Origin of the sequence: Wolbachia endosymbiont (group B) of Xanthorhoe designata (genome assembly GCF_964028585.1) — a bacterium.
Lineage (GTDB): Bacteria > Pseudomonadota > Alphaproteobacteria > Rickettsiales > Anaplasmataceae > Wolbachia.
In genome coordinates this window covers 207920-224485 of sequence record NZ_OZ034794.1, presented here as the reverse complement: position 1 = coordinate 224485, position 16566 = coordinate 207920, and the positions used below count along the sequence as shown (strand labels likewise).

Annotated in this window: 16 protein-coding genes and 1 pseudogene; 7 read left to right on the top strand and 10 right to left on the bottom strand. The window is 33.5% G+C overall.

The window, feature by feature from the left end:
* Positions 1-9: 9 nt before the first annotated feature.
* On the bottom strand, positions 10-306 hold the full coding sequence (locus ABWU64_RS01095) for a type IV secretion system protein VirB3 (protein WP_254229532.1): 297 nt from the start codon (positions 304-306) through the stop codon (positions 10-12).
* 64 nt (positions 307-370) lie between these two features.
* Between ABWU64_RS01095 and ABWU64_RS01090 the strand changes: the two genes are divergently transcribed.
* A complete protein-coding gene (locus ABWU64_RS01090) occupies positions 371-1948 on the top strand; it encodes a lysine--tRNA ligase (protein WP_341815482.1) in 1578 nt (525 codons plus the stop codon).
* Positions 1949-2596: 648 nt separating this feature from the next.
* Here the strand turns inward: ABWU64_RS01090 and ABWU64_RS01085 are convergent.
* The 5 genes from ABWU64_RS01085 to ABWU64_RS01065 form a co-directional block, all read right to left on the bottom strand.
* Positions 2597-3232 (bottom strand): magnesium transporter, encoded by a 636-nt coding sequence (locus tag ABWU64_RS01085; protein ID WP_353279677.1) that lies wholly within the window; start codon positions 3230-3232, stop codon positions 2597-2599.
* On the bottom strand, positions 3211-3333 hold the full coding sequence (locus tag ABWU64_RS01080) for a hypothetical protein (RefSeq protein WP_353279676.1): 123 nt from the start codon (positions 3331-3333) through the stop codon (positions 3211-3213). The genes ABWU64_RS01085 and ABWU64_RS01080 overlap by 22 nt, the downstream gene beginning before the upstream one ends.
* Positions 3334-3527: 194 nt before the next feature.
* Complete coding sequence (locus ABWU64_RS01075) at positions 3528-4106, bottom strand: RlmE family RNA methyltransferase (RefSeq protein ID WP_041581316.1); 579 nt, start codon at positions 4104-4106, stop codon at positions 3528-3530.
* 75 nt (positions 4107-4181) lie between these two features.
* On the bottom strand, positions 4182-4703 hold the full coding sequence (locus ABWU64_RS01070; RefSeq protein WP_341815484.1) for a PopZ family protein: 522 nt from the start codon (positions 4701-4703) through the stop codon (positions 4182-4184).
* 10 nt (positions 4704-4713) lie between these two features.
* A complete protein-coding gene (locus tag ABWU64_RS01065; protein ID WP_015587907.1) occupies positions 4714-5949 on the bottom strand; it encodes a TolC family protein in 1236 nt (411 codons plus the stop codon).
* 119 nt (positions 5950-6068) lie between these two features.
* Here ABWU64_RS01065 and rplM point away from each other — a divergent pair, with 119 nt between their 5' ends.
* The 3 genes from rplM (at position 6069) to ABWU64_RS01050 (ending at position 7424) form a co-directional block, all read left to right on the top strand.
* Positions 6069-6527, top strand: a complete 459-nt coding sequence (rplM, locus tag ABWU64_RS01060) for a 50S ribosomal protein L13 (protein WP_341815485.1) — start codon at positions 6069-6071, stop codon at positions 6525-6527.
* A gap of 47 nt (positions 6528-6574) precedes the next feature.
* Positions 6575-6976: a 30S ribosomal protein S9 gene (gene rpsI, locus ABWU64_RS01055; protein WP_172793449.1), complete on the top strand. Its 402-nt coding sequence runs from the start codon at positions 6575-6577 to the stop codon at positions 6974-6976.
* A gap of 145 nt (positions 6977-7121) precedes the next feature.
* Entirely contained in the window at positions 7122-7424 is a 303-nt protein-coding gene (locus ABWU64_RS01050; RefSeq protein WP_015587910.1) for an HU family DNA-binding protein, read from the top strand.
* A gap of 1 nt (position 7425) precedes the next feature.
* Here the strand turns inward: ABWU64_RS01050 and ABWU64_RS01045 are convergent, their stop codons facing one another.
* Positions 7426-8133: a pyridoxine 5'-phosphate synthase gene (locus ABWU64_RS01045; RefSeq protein ID WP_353279675.1), complete on the bottom strand. Its 708-nt coding sequence runs from the start codon at positions 8131-8133 to the stop codon at positions 7426-7428.
* A 575-nt stretch (positions 8134-8708) separates the two neighbouring features.
* Between ABWU64_RS01045 and ABWU64_RS01040 the strand changes: the two genes are divergently transcribed.
* On the top strand, positions 8709-8960 hold the full coding sequence (locus ABWU64_RS01040) for an Hsp20/alpha crystallin family protein (protein WP_225416322.1): 252 nt from the start codon (positions 8709-8711) through the stop codon (positions 8958-8960).
* A gap of 837 nt (positions 8961-9797) precedes the next feature.
* On the opposite strand, the gene gltX is transcribed toward ABWU64_RS01040, so the two are convergent.
* The gene (gene gltX, locus ABWU64_RS01035) at positions 9798-11159 is read right to left on the bottom strand and encodes a glutamate--tRNA ligase (RefSeq protein ID WP_135353007.1); all 1362 of its coding nucleotides are present in this window, start codon (positions 11157-11159) and stop codon (positions 9798-9800) included.
* A gap of 151 nt (positions 11160-11310) precedes the next feature.
* On the opposite strand from gltX, the gene ABWU64_RS01030 reads away from it, so the two are divergent.
* Together ABWU64_RS01030 and ABWU64_RS01025 are read left to right on the top strand one after the other, a co-directional pair.
* Entirely contained in the window at positions 11311-11988 is a 678-nt protein-coding gene (locus ABWU64_RS01030; protein WP_341815488.1) for an ankyrin repeat domain-containing protein, read from the top strand.
* A gap of 61 nt (positions 11989-12049) precedes the next feature.
* A complete protein-coding gene (locus tag ABWU64_RS01025) occupies positions 12050-14029 on the top strand; it encodes a biotin carboxylase N-terminal domain-containing protein (RefSeq protein WP_353279674.1) in 1980 nt (659 codons plus the stop codon).
* Here ABWU64_RS01025 and ABWU64_RS01020 read toward each other — a convergent pair.
* Both ABWU64_RS01020 and ABWU64_RS01015 read right to left on the bottom strand, forming a co-directional pair.
* Entirely contained in the window at positions 14012-15007 is a 996-nt protein-coding gene (locus ABWU64_RS01020) for a COX15/CtaA family protein (RefSeq protein WP_341815490.1), read from the bottom strand. The genes ABWU64_RS01025 and ABWU64_RS01020 overlap by 18 nt on opposite strands.
* Positions 14989-16561 (bottom strand): annotated as a pseudogene (locus tag ABWU64_RS01015) (glycosyltransferase family 2 protein). Before ABWU64_RS01015 ends, ABWU64_RS01020 begins: the two are co-directional and overlap by 19 nt.
* Between the last annotated feature and the right edge of the window lie 5 nt (positions 16562-16566).

The window sequence follows — 16566 nt, the reverse complement described above, 5'->3', positions numbered from 1 at the left end:
TGCATAACATCAAGTAATGTCATAAGAATTGGCTCCATGATAAAACCGATTTAAACATTTGGAGCATTTTCCCAACTTTACCATAAATAACTCAATAAACAACGGTTCCTTTGCAGAAGCTATATAGCCAAGTCCATGTATACCTGGTAACATCAGGAGAATTACTCTAAGATCATTTATATTAATGAAAATTAGCATGCAAATTAGAACGTTTAATATTGCAAACATATAACTCACACCAAAGAGCATTGCAGGTCTTGTAAGACCTTTAAATAATTGATTCGTTTGTATGCTGCCAGTAGACATATCTTTAACCTTCTAATAAGAGCTCTAACACTAATACTACATCATTAATTAAAAATCTATTGAAATGAATAGCACTTTAGGTAAGATAATTAATTTAAATTCAATGATTATAAGCTGGCCATTTCAAGAAGCAGAAAAAATACTACAAGAATTCCCTAATAAAAAAGAGATAATATTTGAGACTGGTTATGGTCCCTCAGGTTTACCACATATTGGTACTTTTGGGGAAGTTTTTCGTACCACAGTTATTGCAAACGCTCTAAAAAAAATAGCTCCTAGTATAAAAACCAAAATCATTGCAGTTTCCGACGATATGGATGGTTTGCGAAAAATACCAGATAATGTACCAAATCAGGAAATGCTAAGAGAGAATCTGAACAAGCCATTAACCATGATACCTGACCCATTTGGCACTCATGAAAGTTATGGTCATCACATGAATTCGTTGTTGTGTAAATTTCTTGATTTGTTTGAATTTGAATACGAATTTAGAAGCGCTACAGAGTGTTATAAATCTGGCGTTTACGATGAAAAACTTTTACTCCTGCTGAAAAATTATGATAAAGTGATGGACGTAATGCTTCCATCATTTCGGGAAGAAAGGCAGCAAACTTACAGTCCATTCTTGCCGATATGCCCAAAAACTTCCCAAGTTTTACAAGTTCCAGTAATTGAAACAAATACAGATAAAGGAACAATCACGTATGAAGACCCAAACGGGGAAAAAATAGAAGTTCCAGTGACAAAAGGAAAATGTAAACTGCAATGGAAACCTGATTGGGGGATGAGGTGGGCTGCATTCGGAGTTAATTACGAAGCTCATGGAAAGGATTTGACTCCATCTGCTGTGCTTTCAAGTCAAATATGTAAAATACTTGGAGAAAAGCCACCGCTTTTGTTTTGCTATGAGTTATTTCTTGATAAAGAAGGAAAGAAAATATCAAAATCAAAAGGAAATGGTATTTCAATTGAGGAGTGGCTAACTTATGCACCCACAGAGAGTTTAGCGTTATACATCTTTCAGAGTCCCAAAAAAGCTAAACGTTTATATTTTGATGTGATACCAAAATCAACTGATGAATATTTGGAGTTTGTTAAGCGTTATAATGAAAGTAAAGAAAAGGATGTAAACAGTCCTTTATGGCACATCCACCAGGGTAAAGTTCCAAACGTAGAAACTTCAGGCATAAATTTTTCGTTACTTTTAAACCTGGCAGCAGCTTGTAATGCTGAAAATAAAGAGATTCTTTGGGGTTTTATATCAACTTATGCACCAAACGTTACACCAGAAAGCAACAAAATGCTAGATAGACTTTCGGATTTTGCAGTTAGGTATTATCACGACTTTATCAAGCCAACAAAAGCGTATAAAGCTTCAAACGAAAAAGAGAAAGAAGCGTTACTAGATTTAAAGAACAACCTACATTCCCTGCCTATTACAGCCACTGCTGAAGAGATTCAATCTCAGGTTTTCTCCATCGGAAAAAAATATAATTACAGCAACTTACGCGATTGGTTTCAGTTTTTGTATGAAACATTACTTGGACAAAAAACCGGTCCTAGAATGGGATCTTTTATCAAGCTTTATGGGATAGATAATACAATCGCTCTTATAGAAAGTGCTACTGAACGTACACTTTAGAGTTTACCTTCTTCCATTTGAGCTCTCTAGTTTTATTACTTGACAAACTTTCCCACTTTTCTTATCATATCAATAAGAGTATTTATCCTTGTTTTTGATACGCGCGGTCTCAACGACAAAATTCAGTAAAAAACTCAGATATTTATTGGCAAATTACATAAAATTATAGCGGCTGCATGTCTTTTTTATTTTTCTACATTCAGCCAAATCGCGCTTTAAATAAGCGTTAGCATATTATTACAACGCCAATTTACATTATTATAGGGTCAAAACTCGTTACACGGGAATTTTTTTGTCTTTTTTTTATTTAGTAAATTTCTTAATATTCATAGCTAAAGTAATTTTAGAGAGCCAGCGCGTGACCAACCTGGTCAGTTTTCTGGATCCCAGTACTGGGATGACAAGAAGAGAGCTGACTTGAATGACACCAAATGGACACTGGAACAGAGGCTACTTTAATAATATTTCACCATGTCATTCCAGCACTTAATGCTGGAATCCAGAAGTTTTTTTGAGCACAAAAGTTATGCTAAGTTTTTCTTGGTAAGAAACCAGTGTCAGCTACTTGAAAAGGAAGAAGGGACTTCTTCCTTCTACTTAACTACACTGTTGTGCCTAACTCTGAAGAAACTTCTGATTGTACATCAACTACCATTTATCTACTTCACTAGGACTTGACGTTGTTTTTGCAGCAATAGCCTCCTTTAACTCATCACAAGGCTTATACACTTCATACGTAATACCACCAGCAACAAGTCCAGTGAATACAGCAGCAGCAACAGCTATACCAATTAAAGCCAATATTGGTAATGCAATACCAGCAGCAAAACATCCACCACCAACTGTTAATGCAGCTATAACACCACAAACACTACCAATCATTATTGATTTATTAGTAGTTTTTACTATATTTTCTTCAGTTTTAGGTACTCTACTTTCAGGCACTAAAGGCTTTTCATTACTTTTACAACTAGATATGCTATCTGCAAGTATTGCTAGCCAATTATCAATTTTAGTTTCTTGCCCTTCATCTTGCTCTTGACTTTTTAATGCTTTTAAAATCTCCTGAAGTTTTTTACGATCATTTCCTTCTACACGAGCAAAAACTTCTTCTAACATATTATTATCTTCACTTGCTTCTAAAATAACTTTGATTGTTTCCTTAAAATTATCGAAATTAATAGCATAGGCAAGCGGTGTTATATTATACTCCGTACCATTTTTTAACTTTTCAGTTATATTTGCAGTAGTAAGAATTTTTTTTAATACGCCTTTTTTGTACATTCTTTAAGAAAAGAAGTAATATTCTTTTTATTTTTTATCTCATCCCTTAACGTATTATATAATTTCTTTTGCTCTTCTGTTAAATCTTCGTACCTTGACATATTAACTTCTTCTATAATAAGAAGAATATATTTTAATTATCATATATTTTAGTAATAAAGTCAAGAATTTAATTCACTATCACAAACACTCAAACAAGAAAAAGGGGCTTTTGCTCAAGCGTTTACAGAGTTATTAATCTTCAGTTTCATTTAAATAAGGAAGCAAGATTCGTCAACGTTTCTGTAAGTATCTGCTATACAGAAACGTTGCCACCAATAAAGCCTAAACTTACTAAATACATTTCTGTAGATTCAGATCTACTTGACTTTGGTTTGAAGTATCTTACTGTTTTGAACATTTTTTTTAGCTCATTGCAGAAATCTTTATCAGACTCTCCTTGAAAAATTTTTACTACAAATTTGCCACCATGATTCAAGAAATGCTTTACAAAATTGAGCGCTGCTTCGCATAAGAGCATAATTCTGATATGATCTAACGATTTTAAACCGCAAGATTCTGGTGCCATATCAGATAAAATTACATCAAATTTGTGATCCTTGAATTTTTCTCTTAAAATTTCAAGTTCGCTGATAATATCACACTGTATACACTCTACTCCATTAATTGCGTTTATTGGTTTTATGTCAACAGCAATCACACTCGCTCCTTTCTTAGATGCAACTTGTGACCATCCACCAGGAAAAGCGCCAAGATCAATAATTTTTTGCCCTTGTTGGAGTAGTTTAAATTTATCGTCTATTTCTATTAACTTATATGCTGAGCGCGATCTATAACCGTCCTTATTGGTTTTTTCCACATACTGATCATTCAAATGGCGATGTAGCCATCTTGTTGAAGATAATTTTCTACCTCTAGCTGTTTTTACTCTGGTCTTTATACTAATAACCTACTTATTATTGATTATATCTTTGAGCTCTTTTTCAACTACTTCTTTTACCAATGCATGTAGATACTTATTCAGCCACTCTGAAAGCTGAGGTTTTAAAAGAGATACAACTAATTCTTCAACAGTAAGATCTGCTCTTTTTTGTTGTTTATGCCGTAGTTCGCTTTGCATCTTTTCAAGCAATGTTTTAATTTCCTCCATATTTTCTTTTAAAACTAAATGCTCGTTACTTTGTTCTTGATAGCTCACTTTGTTATTACTCATTTGGATATTATCATACAAATTTTTCTCTTCTGAGTTGTAACTATGGCTATTAAATAGGTTATTCATTTTCTCACTTTGGCAATTATTCTCTTCTTCACTATTTTCTTTTTCTTCGATGTCTTCTGGGTACTCCTCTTCAAGGCATAATACGTCATCATCTTCATCTATTATTTCTGCTCTATCGCCACTTGGATTTTTACCCGATATAGCTTTTTTTATATCTTCTAGTATATCTTTTACAGATTGATTATCGCTCATACCATTAAATTTAAAGGTTTATACTATTTATCATAAAAAGCAAGTTGTAAACACTAATTACATAATTGCTTTTTGCCTGAATTAGATCGGAACGTGCTTTAAATAATTCATCTTCAGTATCCAAAAGATCAGTTGTGCTCTTTAAATTTAAGTTTACTTCTTGCTCAACTCCTTCCAATGCTAAAGCTGCTGCTTTTTCTGCTTCTTGACTTGCTTTAATAATAGCTTTTGCTGTCAGCACGTTATTCCAAGCATTTATAACTGCTTGCTCTATAGTTTTTACCGCTTCGTAATAATCATAAGTGGACTGTTTCGCATCCATTTTAGCTCTACTGAGACCAAAAATATTAACTCCTCTTTTAAAGATCGGAATATCAAGAGTAAAGACAACACTCACATTCTCTAGTAACGTGTCTAATTTTATATTGTCCTTTCCAAAATTTTTACTTGCGCTTAGATTCAAAGAAGGAAGCCATTTGGAACTTTCAGCAATCACTTCCATTCCAGCAGCCCTTTTTTTATAAATTGCTGCTTTTAGGGATAAGTTATTGGTTTTTGCTAACTGTAAACATTCATTTAATTCTGGCATAGAAGGTAGTTTACCATTAGTCTCATAAAGATTATCGGCATCTTCACCAATTAAATGATAGTAAGCAATATTAGCCAGCTTCAACTCACCTTCAGCATCAACTCTTTTGGATATAGAAGATGAAAATTTTGCTTTTGCGAATAAAACTTCAGCATTAGTAACTTCTCCAAGAGAAAAGCGTTTTTTCATAGCTGACAAGTGTTCTAAAGAAACACGTTCTTTATGTTCCCCCAGTTTTAATATTTCTGCCCTTTGTAAAACATTAACATATGCTTTCACAGCGCTGAGTGCAACTTCTTGCTTAGATTGCTGAAATCTAATTTTTGCTGCTTTAAGAAGATAATTTGATCGGCTGAATGTAGCAAAAGTGCCACCACCATCTATTATTCTTTGACTTAATGTTAGATGTTTTCCAGAGTTTTGTAGATTGTTAATAATATTAAAATTACTATCGAAATTATATTGTAAATTAATGTCAGGTAAAAACCCAGCCAATCCGGAAGATTTTAGTTGTTTTTCAGCACTCTTATATTGGTAAAATTGAGACTTTATCTTTGAGCTGTTTTTGATAGCTTTGCTTATAGCTTCCTCCAAATCAATTGCATAGCAACCTATGGTACAAAAAGCAATTACAAATATAATAATCAATCGAAACATTTTGCTTTCTAGCATGTTGTTTAAGTTATTAGCATAAATTACTTTAATAATCAATAACTAATGTTGTTGACACTATCAAGCAACTTAGTATATCATAACCTACTGTTATGTATTGATATATGAAAACTTTTTTCTTAAAAGAGAAACAAATTGATAAAAAATGGCTTGTTATAGATGCAGAAGGATTAGTAGTAGGAAGGCTTGCAGCATTTGTAGCAATGCTATTGCGTGGAAAACATAAACCTGAATATACACCTCATATGGACTGTGGTGATAATGTAATCATTGTTAATGCAGAAAAGGTACATTTTACCGGAAAGAAACTTAAAGATAAAATCTACTACAGGCATACAGGTTATTCTGGTGGTTTAAAGAAAACTACTCCAGATAATATTTTAAATGGCAAATTCCCTGAGCGTGTGATGAAAATGGCAGTAAAAAGAATGCTTGATGATGGTCCTATGGCACGTAGACGGTTTGAAAATTTGTATGTTTATTCTGGTTCAGAACATAAGCATCAAGGACAGCAACCTGAAAAAATAGATTTTGCCTCTTTAAATCGTAAAAATAAGAAATAATGGAGTAAAAAGTGAAAATAAATAATAATGATCAGCCAAAAAAGGCAATGATTGACTCACTTGGTCGTTCATATGCCACAGGTCGAAGGAAAGAATCTGTAGCAAGAGTATGGATGAAGCCAGGAAGTGGAAAATTTAGTGTTAATAAAAAAGATGATTTAATTTCTTATTTTAAAAGAGAATCAGTGTGTCAAATGATTAAAGCGCCATTCATAGTAACTTCTATGTTAGATAGGTATGATGTGTTTGCAACTGTAAAAGGTGGAGGACTATCTGGCCAAGCAGGTGCCTTAGCTCATGGAATAAGCAGAGCTTTAAGTAGTATAAGTCAAGATCTACACTCTATATTACGTAAAGGTGGATTCCTAACTAGAGATTCACGTGTTGTTGAGCGTAAGAAATATGGTCAACATAAAGCTCGGAAAAAATGTCAGTTTTCTAAGAGATAATTGTTTCATAATGGTATTTTTTTGTAAATATTATACAAGTTCTTACAAGGGTTTATGACATTTTCTCTTTTTATGACGAATTTAGTTGACTATTGGCACTAGCATAATATGCTGTTTATGTAATTTTTCAATATTAAGGTAATTTATGAGTAAAGAAGATATAGTAAACCAACTGAGTAAAGAGTGCTCTAGTCAAGGTATAGATATAACAAAAGCTAGTTTAGGTAAGCTTCATGATATTTTTATGGAAATAATCAAGAACGATCTAACCCGTAAAGGTGAAATACGTTTGCATGGAATAGGGACATTCTCTAGTCCTATAAGTAAGGAAAGACAATGCCGTAATCCTCACAGTGGTGTGATGATGACCGTTCCTAAAAAGAAAAGGGTAAAGTTTAAAGCAAGTCAAGCTCTTTCAAGTATTTTAAATACCAAAGAGAAAGTATAAGCTACTTAGATATTGTCATTTTCATCTTTTTAGTTACACTACGTAAGCCATGAAATATAGCCTCGCTGATTAAAGAATGGCCTATATTAAGAGCTGAGATGTGAGGTGTCTCTTTTATTCTTTTAGCATGTTTATAATTTATGCCATGTCCTGCGTGGCATTCTATTCCTAGCTTATTAATGTATTCTGCAGAGTTAGTAATAAGTTTTAATTTTTCTTCTGATGGATTATCACAGTAATCCCCTGTGTGAATTTCTATTATGTCAGGCTTTCTTTCTAGCTTCTCAAGATATTTTAGTTGATTAATATTTGGATCAATAAACAGTGAGATTTTTATGTCAAAGCTATGCATTTCCTCTATTATACCAGAAAGTTTACTGTGCATATTCACGATATCAAGGCCACCTTCGGTTGTTAATTCTTCTCTTTTTTCTGGTACTATACAAATCGAATAGGGTTTTACTTCTTTTGCTATTTTGAGCATTTCTTCCGTAGCTGCAATTTCAAGATTCAACTCAGTGCTAATGTTTTGTTTTAGATTGAATACATCCTCATCTCCGATATGCCTTCTGTCTTCTCGTAAGTGTACAGTGATAAAATCTGCTCCAGCATCAATAGCTATTCTTGCTGCTTCTAATGGATCTGGATAAGAAGCTCCACGTGCGTTGCGAAGGGTTGCAACGTGATCAATATTAACGCCCAATTTCACAATTTACCTCAAAAATTATTTATAAATTATACATATTATTAGATCTTATGCATGTCATTGTTTAATGCCATAGCTGAAAGACAGAGCTAGCAGTTATACCAATTCTCATTGTTGGCAAGTCAAATAAGAAACATTCAAAATTGTTTGATTGTGGAAGCGGAAAGAGAAGTAATAAATTTGCATACACTTGCCCTTTTTTACAGTTAATCTAGTTTATAGAACTACTCGTGGTAATCCAAACAAGATTTTTTCTCATAATCAAGTTATAGTAAACGGGGACAATTTTTCGCATCTAAAAAATTTTAGATTTAGGATTGAAATTAATAAGTGAAATGATTATGTAGTGCATGTATTAGTAAAAGGAGGTACAACATGAGTAATATAGTTCATTAAATAAAAACAATAATCGTGATAATTTTAGTGTAAGAGGGTTACAAAGAGCCGTTGATGACATATTTGATAGCTTCTTTACAGGATAGAACCCAGAGCTTTACAAAAGAGGCAGTAGTCTACTACCAGTTTGTGATTTTTATGAAACAAAGGAAAGCTATTGCCTATCATTAGAGTTACCAGGTATTCCTAAAGAAAGCATAGATATTAGTATATCTGGCGATAGCTTAATAGTGAAGGGTGAAAAAACATGTGATAATGAATCAAAAGATAAGCAGTTTTACCATAAAGAAAGGTACTATGGTTCTTTCTATAGATCTATTCAACTTCCAACAAATGTAGAGCAAGATAAGGTATCTGCCAACTTTTTAGATGGGGTATTGCATGTAACCATACCTAAGTCAGAGAAACACATCAAAAAAATTGATGTAAAGTAACCAGTAAGTAATAGCAGGCTTCTGACCTTGAGGCTTGCTATTTTAATATCTGTTCAGTAGAGTGGCAAAATAAGGTAAACGAGAAAAGACAACTAAATGAGTGTCATGAAAGTAGCTGATACTGGCTCCCTTATGAAGGTGTCATCTTAGCACCCAGACACTGGTTTTTTAATTGAAAATGTTGTCTTGTTTGTGATAAATTTTGCTGGATGCCAGTGTCGAGCACTAGCATGACATTATAGAAGCTGGAATTACAGTGTCAGCTACTTGAATGACAATATTTGCTGTGTAATTTACCTTAAAAAATGAATATTCCTACAGCTACGTGTAAGCTACTTTCATGACACTCATTTAGTTGTCTTTTTTGCCACTTTGCTGAATAGATATGTAAAATATTAACTTAGCAATACAGTTTATTTCAAAAATTATCTATAGATTAGACACACCATTAGATCTTATACATAGTCATTTTTTAATGCCATAGCTGAGAGACGGAACTACTCTGCCTGCTCCCATTACCATGAAACTGTATGATACCAAAGTATAACAGTGTAAAAAATATGAAAAAATACCAATAAAAAAGGTAAAATAACTTTAATAGTTAAAACCATAGGCGCCAGTTGGTTTTTAACTTAAAAATAAAAGTCAAGTATCAGGAATTCTAGACATAAACCCTCCTATATGAATAAAGAGCTAGCAAAAATAAACTTATATATTTTTTGCTGAAATTTGATTATTTGGTGAAAAAACCTGCAGGTGAAGATAGATTTTGGATCCTAAAAAACCTTCATTTTCCACTATAATGAAGCTACCAGAGTCTATCAAGCAATTTTTTATTTAAATTGCTTGCAATCTTTTTATACACTCATCTTTACCAAGAATTACCATGATATCAATGATTCCAGGCGCATCCATTATTCCAGTTATTGGGGCGCGTAATGAGTGGTATATATCGCTCATTTTTATATTATGTAATTTTGAAAATTCCTTAATCTGAGAGGATAAAAAATTCTTATTCCAATCTTCACTACCTACACTCGAAAGAAATGATGCAAGTAACTTAATTACATCGAGGTTAGATTTGACAATTTGCTGAGCTTCTTCACTAAAATCAAGCGGCAGATCTTGAATATAAAACTTTGCTAAATCCAGCAGTTCGGTTAGATAGTTTGCTCTTTTCTTTAGCTCTGTTAGTCCTTGTAATAAATAGTTCTTTTTTATATCACTCAGTTTTAACATCGGAGCAAATGTATTTAAAATATCCAGATTGCTCATGTTACTAATATAATGATTATTTAAATGTTCCAGTTTTTTAAAATCAAGTCGTGCAGGTGAACGACCGATGCTTTCTAAATTAAACCACTCTATTGCTTGCTCATCGCTAATAATCTCGTCATTGCCGTGACTCCAGCCAAGCCTAAGTAGGTAATTACGCATTGCCTGAGGCAATATTCCCATCCTTCCATAATCACAAACGTTTGTAGCATCATGCCTTTTAGATAGCTTATTCCCGTCTTCTCCATGGATAAGAGGTACGTGCGCGAAGCGTGGAACATCAAAATCAAGAGCCTGATATATTAGCAATTGCTTGAAGGTGTTAGTGAGGTGATCAGAGCCACGTATAATATCAGTTATTCCAACTGAATGATCGTCAACCACCACGGCAAAAATGTACGTTGGAGTGTTGTCAGAACGTAGAATTACTATGTCATCAAGTTGGTCACTATTTATCTTAACTTGGCCACATATCTTATCTTCAACAACAATATCTTCTGAGTCTGGCACTTTGAAACGGACAACAGGGTTTGCACTTGATGTCGAATGAGTACACTTATGCTTATATATTTTTCCTTCTTCTCTTGCTCTTATTTTCTTCTCCGCAACTTCATTCTCGGGGCAGTAACAATGATATGCCCTACCCTTTTCAACTAAAAGATTTGCAACCTCAATGTGCTGCTCTATTTTTTTTGATTGATATATTATTTCCCCATCATAGTTTATTCCAAGCCATTTTAACCCATCTATTATTGCATCAATTGCTTCCTGTGTTGAACGTTTTCTATCTGTGTCTTCAATCCTCAGCAAAAATTTGCCGCTATGACGTTTCGCATAGAGCCAATTAAATAATGCAGTACGAGCTCCACCAATATGCAAGAATCCTGTTGGTGATGGAGCGAATCTAGTAACTATACCTGGCATATTTGTCTATTGTGATAACGTAACCGATGATAACTAAAATTTGTACTTGCAACAACGTGGAACTATAGTAAATTTGAAAGATTAATTTACATTTATTTTTAATAAACTGCATTGTATAATTTAATATTAGTGAATGCAGTGAGGTGTGTATATGGATAATTTATTTGAAATTGCAAGAGGAGTTATAACAAAAGAGGATGAAAATAAATTTATTGAAGCTTGCAAGAAAAGAGTTGCTTGTGTAGCTAAGCATAGAATTGATGAAAATGGAAACCCATTTCATATAGCAGCAAGTAAAGGAATTCTGTTACCTGCGTTAAAAGAGATTATAGAGTATTTAGAAGAAGATACTGAGAGCAGAGTCAAGAAAGCAAAAGAAGCTAAAGATTGGGAGAAAGTAAAAAGCTTAAAAAAGGAATTTGAGAACAATAAGAAATATATTAAGGAAGCACTCCTCGATAAAAGCTATATTAAGGATGACGGGAAGAAGGTAGTATCACCCCTTTATTTCTTGGACCCCGCAGAGCGGAAGGAAGTTAAGCAAATTGCAGACATAAAATGCAGCTTTATATGTAGTAAAAAGTTTCATCTATGCTTATACATAGTAGGGGCTATAGTGTGTGCTATCGCTATGTGTATATCTTTGTATCTTCTATTTTCGGCTTCTCAATCTCTTGCATTGGCTTCAATAGCAACAATAGCTTCTGGAGGATCTTCATATCTGTTATTTAAGGCATGTAACGAGATATATAGCTTGAATAACGAAAGTACTACATTGACAGATCCTGATGTTATGCAACTTGTAGATGGTGGTTTAGCTCCAGCATGAAGTACTTGCAAGCAATAATATAGAAATTTACTTTCTTAACTTAAGAAAGTATACTTATAAGATGATAAGAAAGAAGTATAGTAAGATTTTAGTAGCGAACAGAGGGGAGATTGCCTGCAGGATAATCAAAACTGCGCACAAGATGGGCATATCTTGTGTGTCTGTGTACTCAGATGCAGATGCAAATTCTGTGTATGTAAAGCAAGCAGATGAGTCAAGGCACATTGGCCCTTCGCCTGCTTATCTTAGTTACTTGAATATCGAAAAAATATGCGAAGTAGCAGTTGAAACAGGTGCTGAGGCAGTTCATCCTGGCTATGGGTTTTTAGCGGAAAATCCAGATTTTCCCTGTGCTCTGGAAAAACATAACATAGATTTCATTGGTCCAAGTGCAAAGACAATAGAAGTTACAGCCAACAAAATAACGGCAAAAGAAGAGGCAAGAAAGGCTGGAGTAAATGTAGTGCCAGGATATATGGGTAAGATCGAAAACGCTGACCATGCATCCATGGTTGCTGAAGAAATTGGTTTTCCCGTTATGCTCAAAGCTGCATCAGGTGGTGGTGGCAAAGGAATGCGAATTGTACATTCCAAAAAAGAAATTGAGCTAGCATTTACATCAGCAACAAACGAAGCAGAGAAAAGTTTTAAAGATGGTAGTATTTTTATAGAGAAATATATAGAGCTGCCAAGACACATTGAAATACAAATTATAGCAGATAAATACGGCAATGTAGTGTGTCTTGGAGAGAGAGAGTGCTCAATACAAAGGAATAATCAGAAAATAATGGAAGAAACTCCAAGTCCATTTATTAGTGAAGAAGTAAGACAAAAAATGTATGCTCAATGTGTCTCCCTTGCAAAACAAGTTGGCTATTTTTCAGCAGGCACTGTCGAGTTTGTTGTTGATAAAGACCAAAATTTCTATTTTCTTGAGGTAAATACGAGATTACAAGTTGAGCATCCAGTAACAGAATTCGTAACAGGAATAGACATAGTAGAAGAAATGATTAGAACTTCCTGCGGAGAAGAATTAAGATTCAATCAGGATGATATTAAACTTACTGGCTCTGCAATAGAAAGCAGAATTTGCGCTGAAGACCCATCAAAGAAATTTTTCCCTTCCAGCGGAAGAATAAAATATTACGATAAACCGAATGAAAATAATCATGTAAGAATAGATGATGGAGTTGCTGCAGGTTCAGAAATCAGCATGTTCTACGACTCAATGATTGCAAAAGTTATAACCTATGGAAAAGATAGAATAGAGGCGATCAGCAGAATGCAAAAAGCTTTGTCTAAGTGCTATATAGGGGAAGTAATAAACAACATAGAATTTCTAGAATCCATCTTCCATAATCCAAATTTTATTGCAGCAAAGCTCCACACGAGATTCATTCCAGATCATTACCCTAGCGGGTTTCAAGGTGATTTTATTACAGAGGAATATATTAAAATATTTATTTTTATTGCACTGTATGTTCACTTAGAAAATGAGGAAAAGTATTACAGTAAGTCAATAGATGAAGCATTCATAGTGAAAATAGACGATAATGAGTACTCCGTAAATGCAAAATATCAAGATAACACATTAACAACAGTATATAACCACAATAAATACTCCGTGGTAGGTAAGTGGAAACCAAGTTACAGGTTGTTATATATAACAATTAATGATGATACCAATATAGCACTTAAAATAGAAAGGCAAGGCAGCAAATACTTTATAAGACACGCAGGTATGAAAGCTAAATGTTGTGTATTGAAACCTCACGTAGCTGAACTAAGCAAATTAATGCTAAACAACAAAACAGAAGGGATTTCAGTAGACGCTGTAAAATCTCCAATATCCGGTTTATTGGTTAAATTATACGTTAATGCTGGAGATCAGGTAGAGGTAGGACAACCTCTGTTTGTTGTAGAGGCAATGAAAATGGAAAATATAATATGTGCTGAATCAGAAATGGTAATAAAAAATATCCCTGTTACAGAGGGGAAAAATGTACAGGCTGGTGATTTGGTATTAGATCTGGTTTCTTAAATAACATAAGCAGTATAAACTTGACCCAAATAAGATAAACGAAAACATTTGATGGGCTATACCAATGGCCATTGGTATATGCAGCAACAAAGTGACTACTCCTAGAATTACCTGAATGATGACGGAGAATAGCATAACATATAATGGTTTTATACTGGCATTTTTTATTGTGAGTATTGCTGTCAGAACTAATATCAGCAATGCCAATGCCCGGTGTATGAATTGCACTGTTACTCTATTTTCAAAGATATTTAGCCAAGCAGGCTGTAAGTAAAATAAATCTTCTGGAACAATTTGTCCATCCATTAGTGGAAAGGTATTATAAATTAAACCAGCATTTAGCCCTGCAACAAATGCACCGAAGATTATTTGTATTGTAACTAGGATTAAAATTATCCATATGCAACATGTAATGTTGCCATTAATTTTAATTATCTGTTTTGGTTTGATTTGGTAATCAAAAAATTGATATGACAATAATGCAAAAATAACCAATGCAAGCAGTAAGTGAAGTGCGAGCTTATAGTGACTAACATGAGGATTGGCTACCAAACCGCTTTTAACCATATACCAACCAGCAAAAGCTTGTAAAATTCCAAATAATAGTGCTGTAGATAACCTTATTACTGCATTTTTAGGTATTCTTTTTTTTAGTGTAAAGTATATAAATGGTAAGATAAAAACTAAACCTGTCAGCCTTGCAATCAACCTATGCACATATTCTATTAAGTATATGGTGCGGAACTCTTCCATACTCATACCATAGTTAAATGCTTTATATTCAGGTGTAGCTTCATATTTTGATTTTTCTTTTAGCCAGTCTTGTTCACTCAGCGGTGGCAATGTTCCGGTAATTGGTTTCCATTCCGTGATTGACAATCCTGCTTTTGAAAGTCTGGTAAATCCACCAATTCCCACCATGCAAATCACCATGAGAGAGCAGAGAAAAAGCCAAATAGCTACAGGTTTTGCTTCCATAAGCCATGCTGAGGGTGAATAACAAATTCCCACAAAGCGAGAAAAGCTGCAACGCTATGTAGTAGACTATAGACGGGAAAAAATATTGATACTATATAAAAATAAAAAGGCATTTTTTGTTGTCTGATAGCTATTATCAAAAAAATCAAGTTAATACCGTATACTATTATAAAATAATATAAGAATAATTCATTCAAAATTTGAGTCAGCACCAATGAAAGCAACAAAAAAGGAGTTGTAAAAAATATAAAAGCTGAGGAACCAACAAAAAAGTTTAATAGCAAAATCCCCTTAAGCCCAGTGTGCTTAAAAAGTAATTTTATATTTTTTAAATGAACGATATAAGTTTGCATATAACCTTTAATCCAGCGTGCTCTTTGTTTGATCCAAGCAAACACAGTAGTTGGTGATTCTTCCAACGTTTCTGAATCAATAATCCTGGTTTTATATCCCATCTGTGCAAATCTCAAACCAAGGTCAGCGTCTTCAGTGACATTGTAAGCATCCCAAAAAAAGCACTTTCTTTAAAATTTCCACTGAAAAATGGTTACTGCTACCACCCAAAGGTATTGGCATGTTCATTTTTTGAAATCCAGGCAAAAAATATTGAAACCAGTTCATATACTCAAGAGAAAAGAATTTTGTAAGAAAATTGCAACCAAAGTTATAGTAATTTAATTTCGCCTGTACACAAGCCAACTTTTCGTCGCCCTTATTAAATTCAATGAGTGCTTTTTTCAACTGCAATGGATCTGGCTTGTCATCTGCATCATATATTACCACATACTTTCCTCTAATAAAATTCATAGCATAATTGCATGACTTAGCTTTTGTTCTAGGCAGAGAATGAGGCACTTTTATTACTTCAAAATACTGTGGTAAAGTGCATTTTTCTATAGCTGCCAACATTTCTTGGTCATCGCTCTCTATTACAAGCTTTACATCTAATTTTGATTTTGGATAATCCAAACTTTCAATGCTCTTAATCAATTGCTTTATAACCGCATTCTCTTTAAAAGCAGGCAATAAAATAGTATATATAGGTTCATTCATCTTATCATAATCTGCTTTTTGGTTAGAAATTTTACGCAAGCCAAAAATTTTAGTTACAAATTTGAATAAAGAACTAGAACATCCGATTATAAATATCAACACCAAAGCAAAATATGCATATTTTTTTGTCAGTGTTAAAGTCGAAATTATAACAAAAAAAGAGGAAAAAAAGATTGAACTGAGCCTAATGCTTTTAGCTGAAAAATTAGGATTCTTATAATATAAGTAGTTACTTGCGAATTCTGAAATACCAAAGTGCGAGTTAAGAAGATTTAAAATCTGTTCGCTATTCGCTTTTATTAATACATATTCAATACCGTAATGAGATTCGACCCAAAGGTTGATATCTTGGCTTATGTCTTCAACCATAAAAAAAGTAGTATCATTTAATTTTTGCCAAGGAATTATATTAAACCTATAGTAGAAAAGTTTCTCTTGTTCTTTGCATAAACTAGAATCAAATTTAATTTTTTCTACATTATCAGTTTGAAGTACAGGCATTAAAC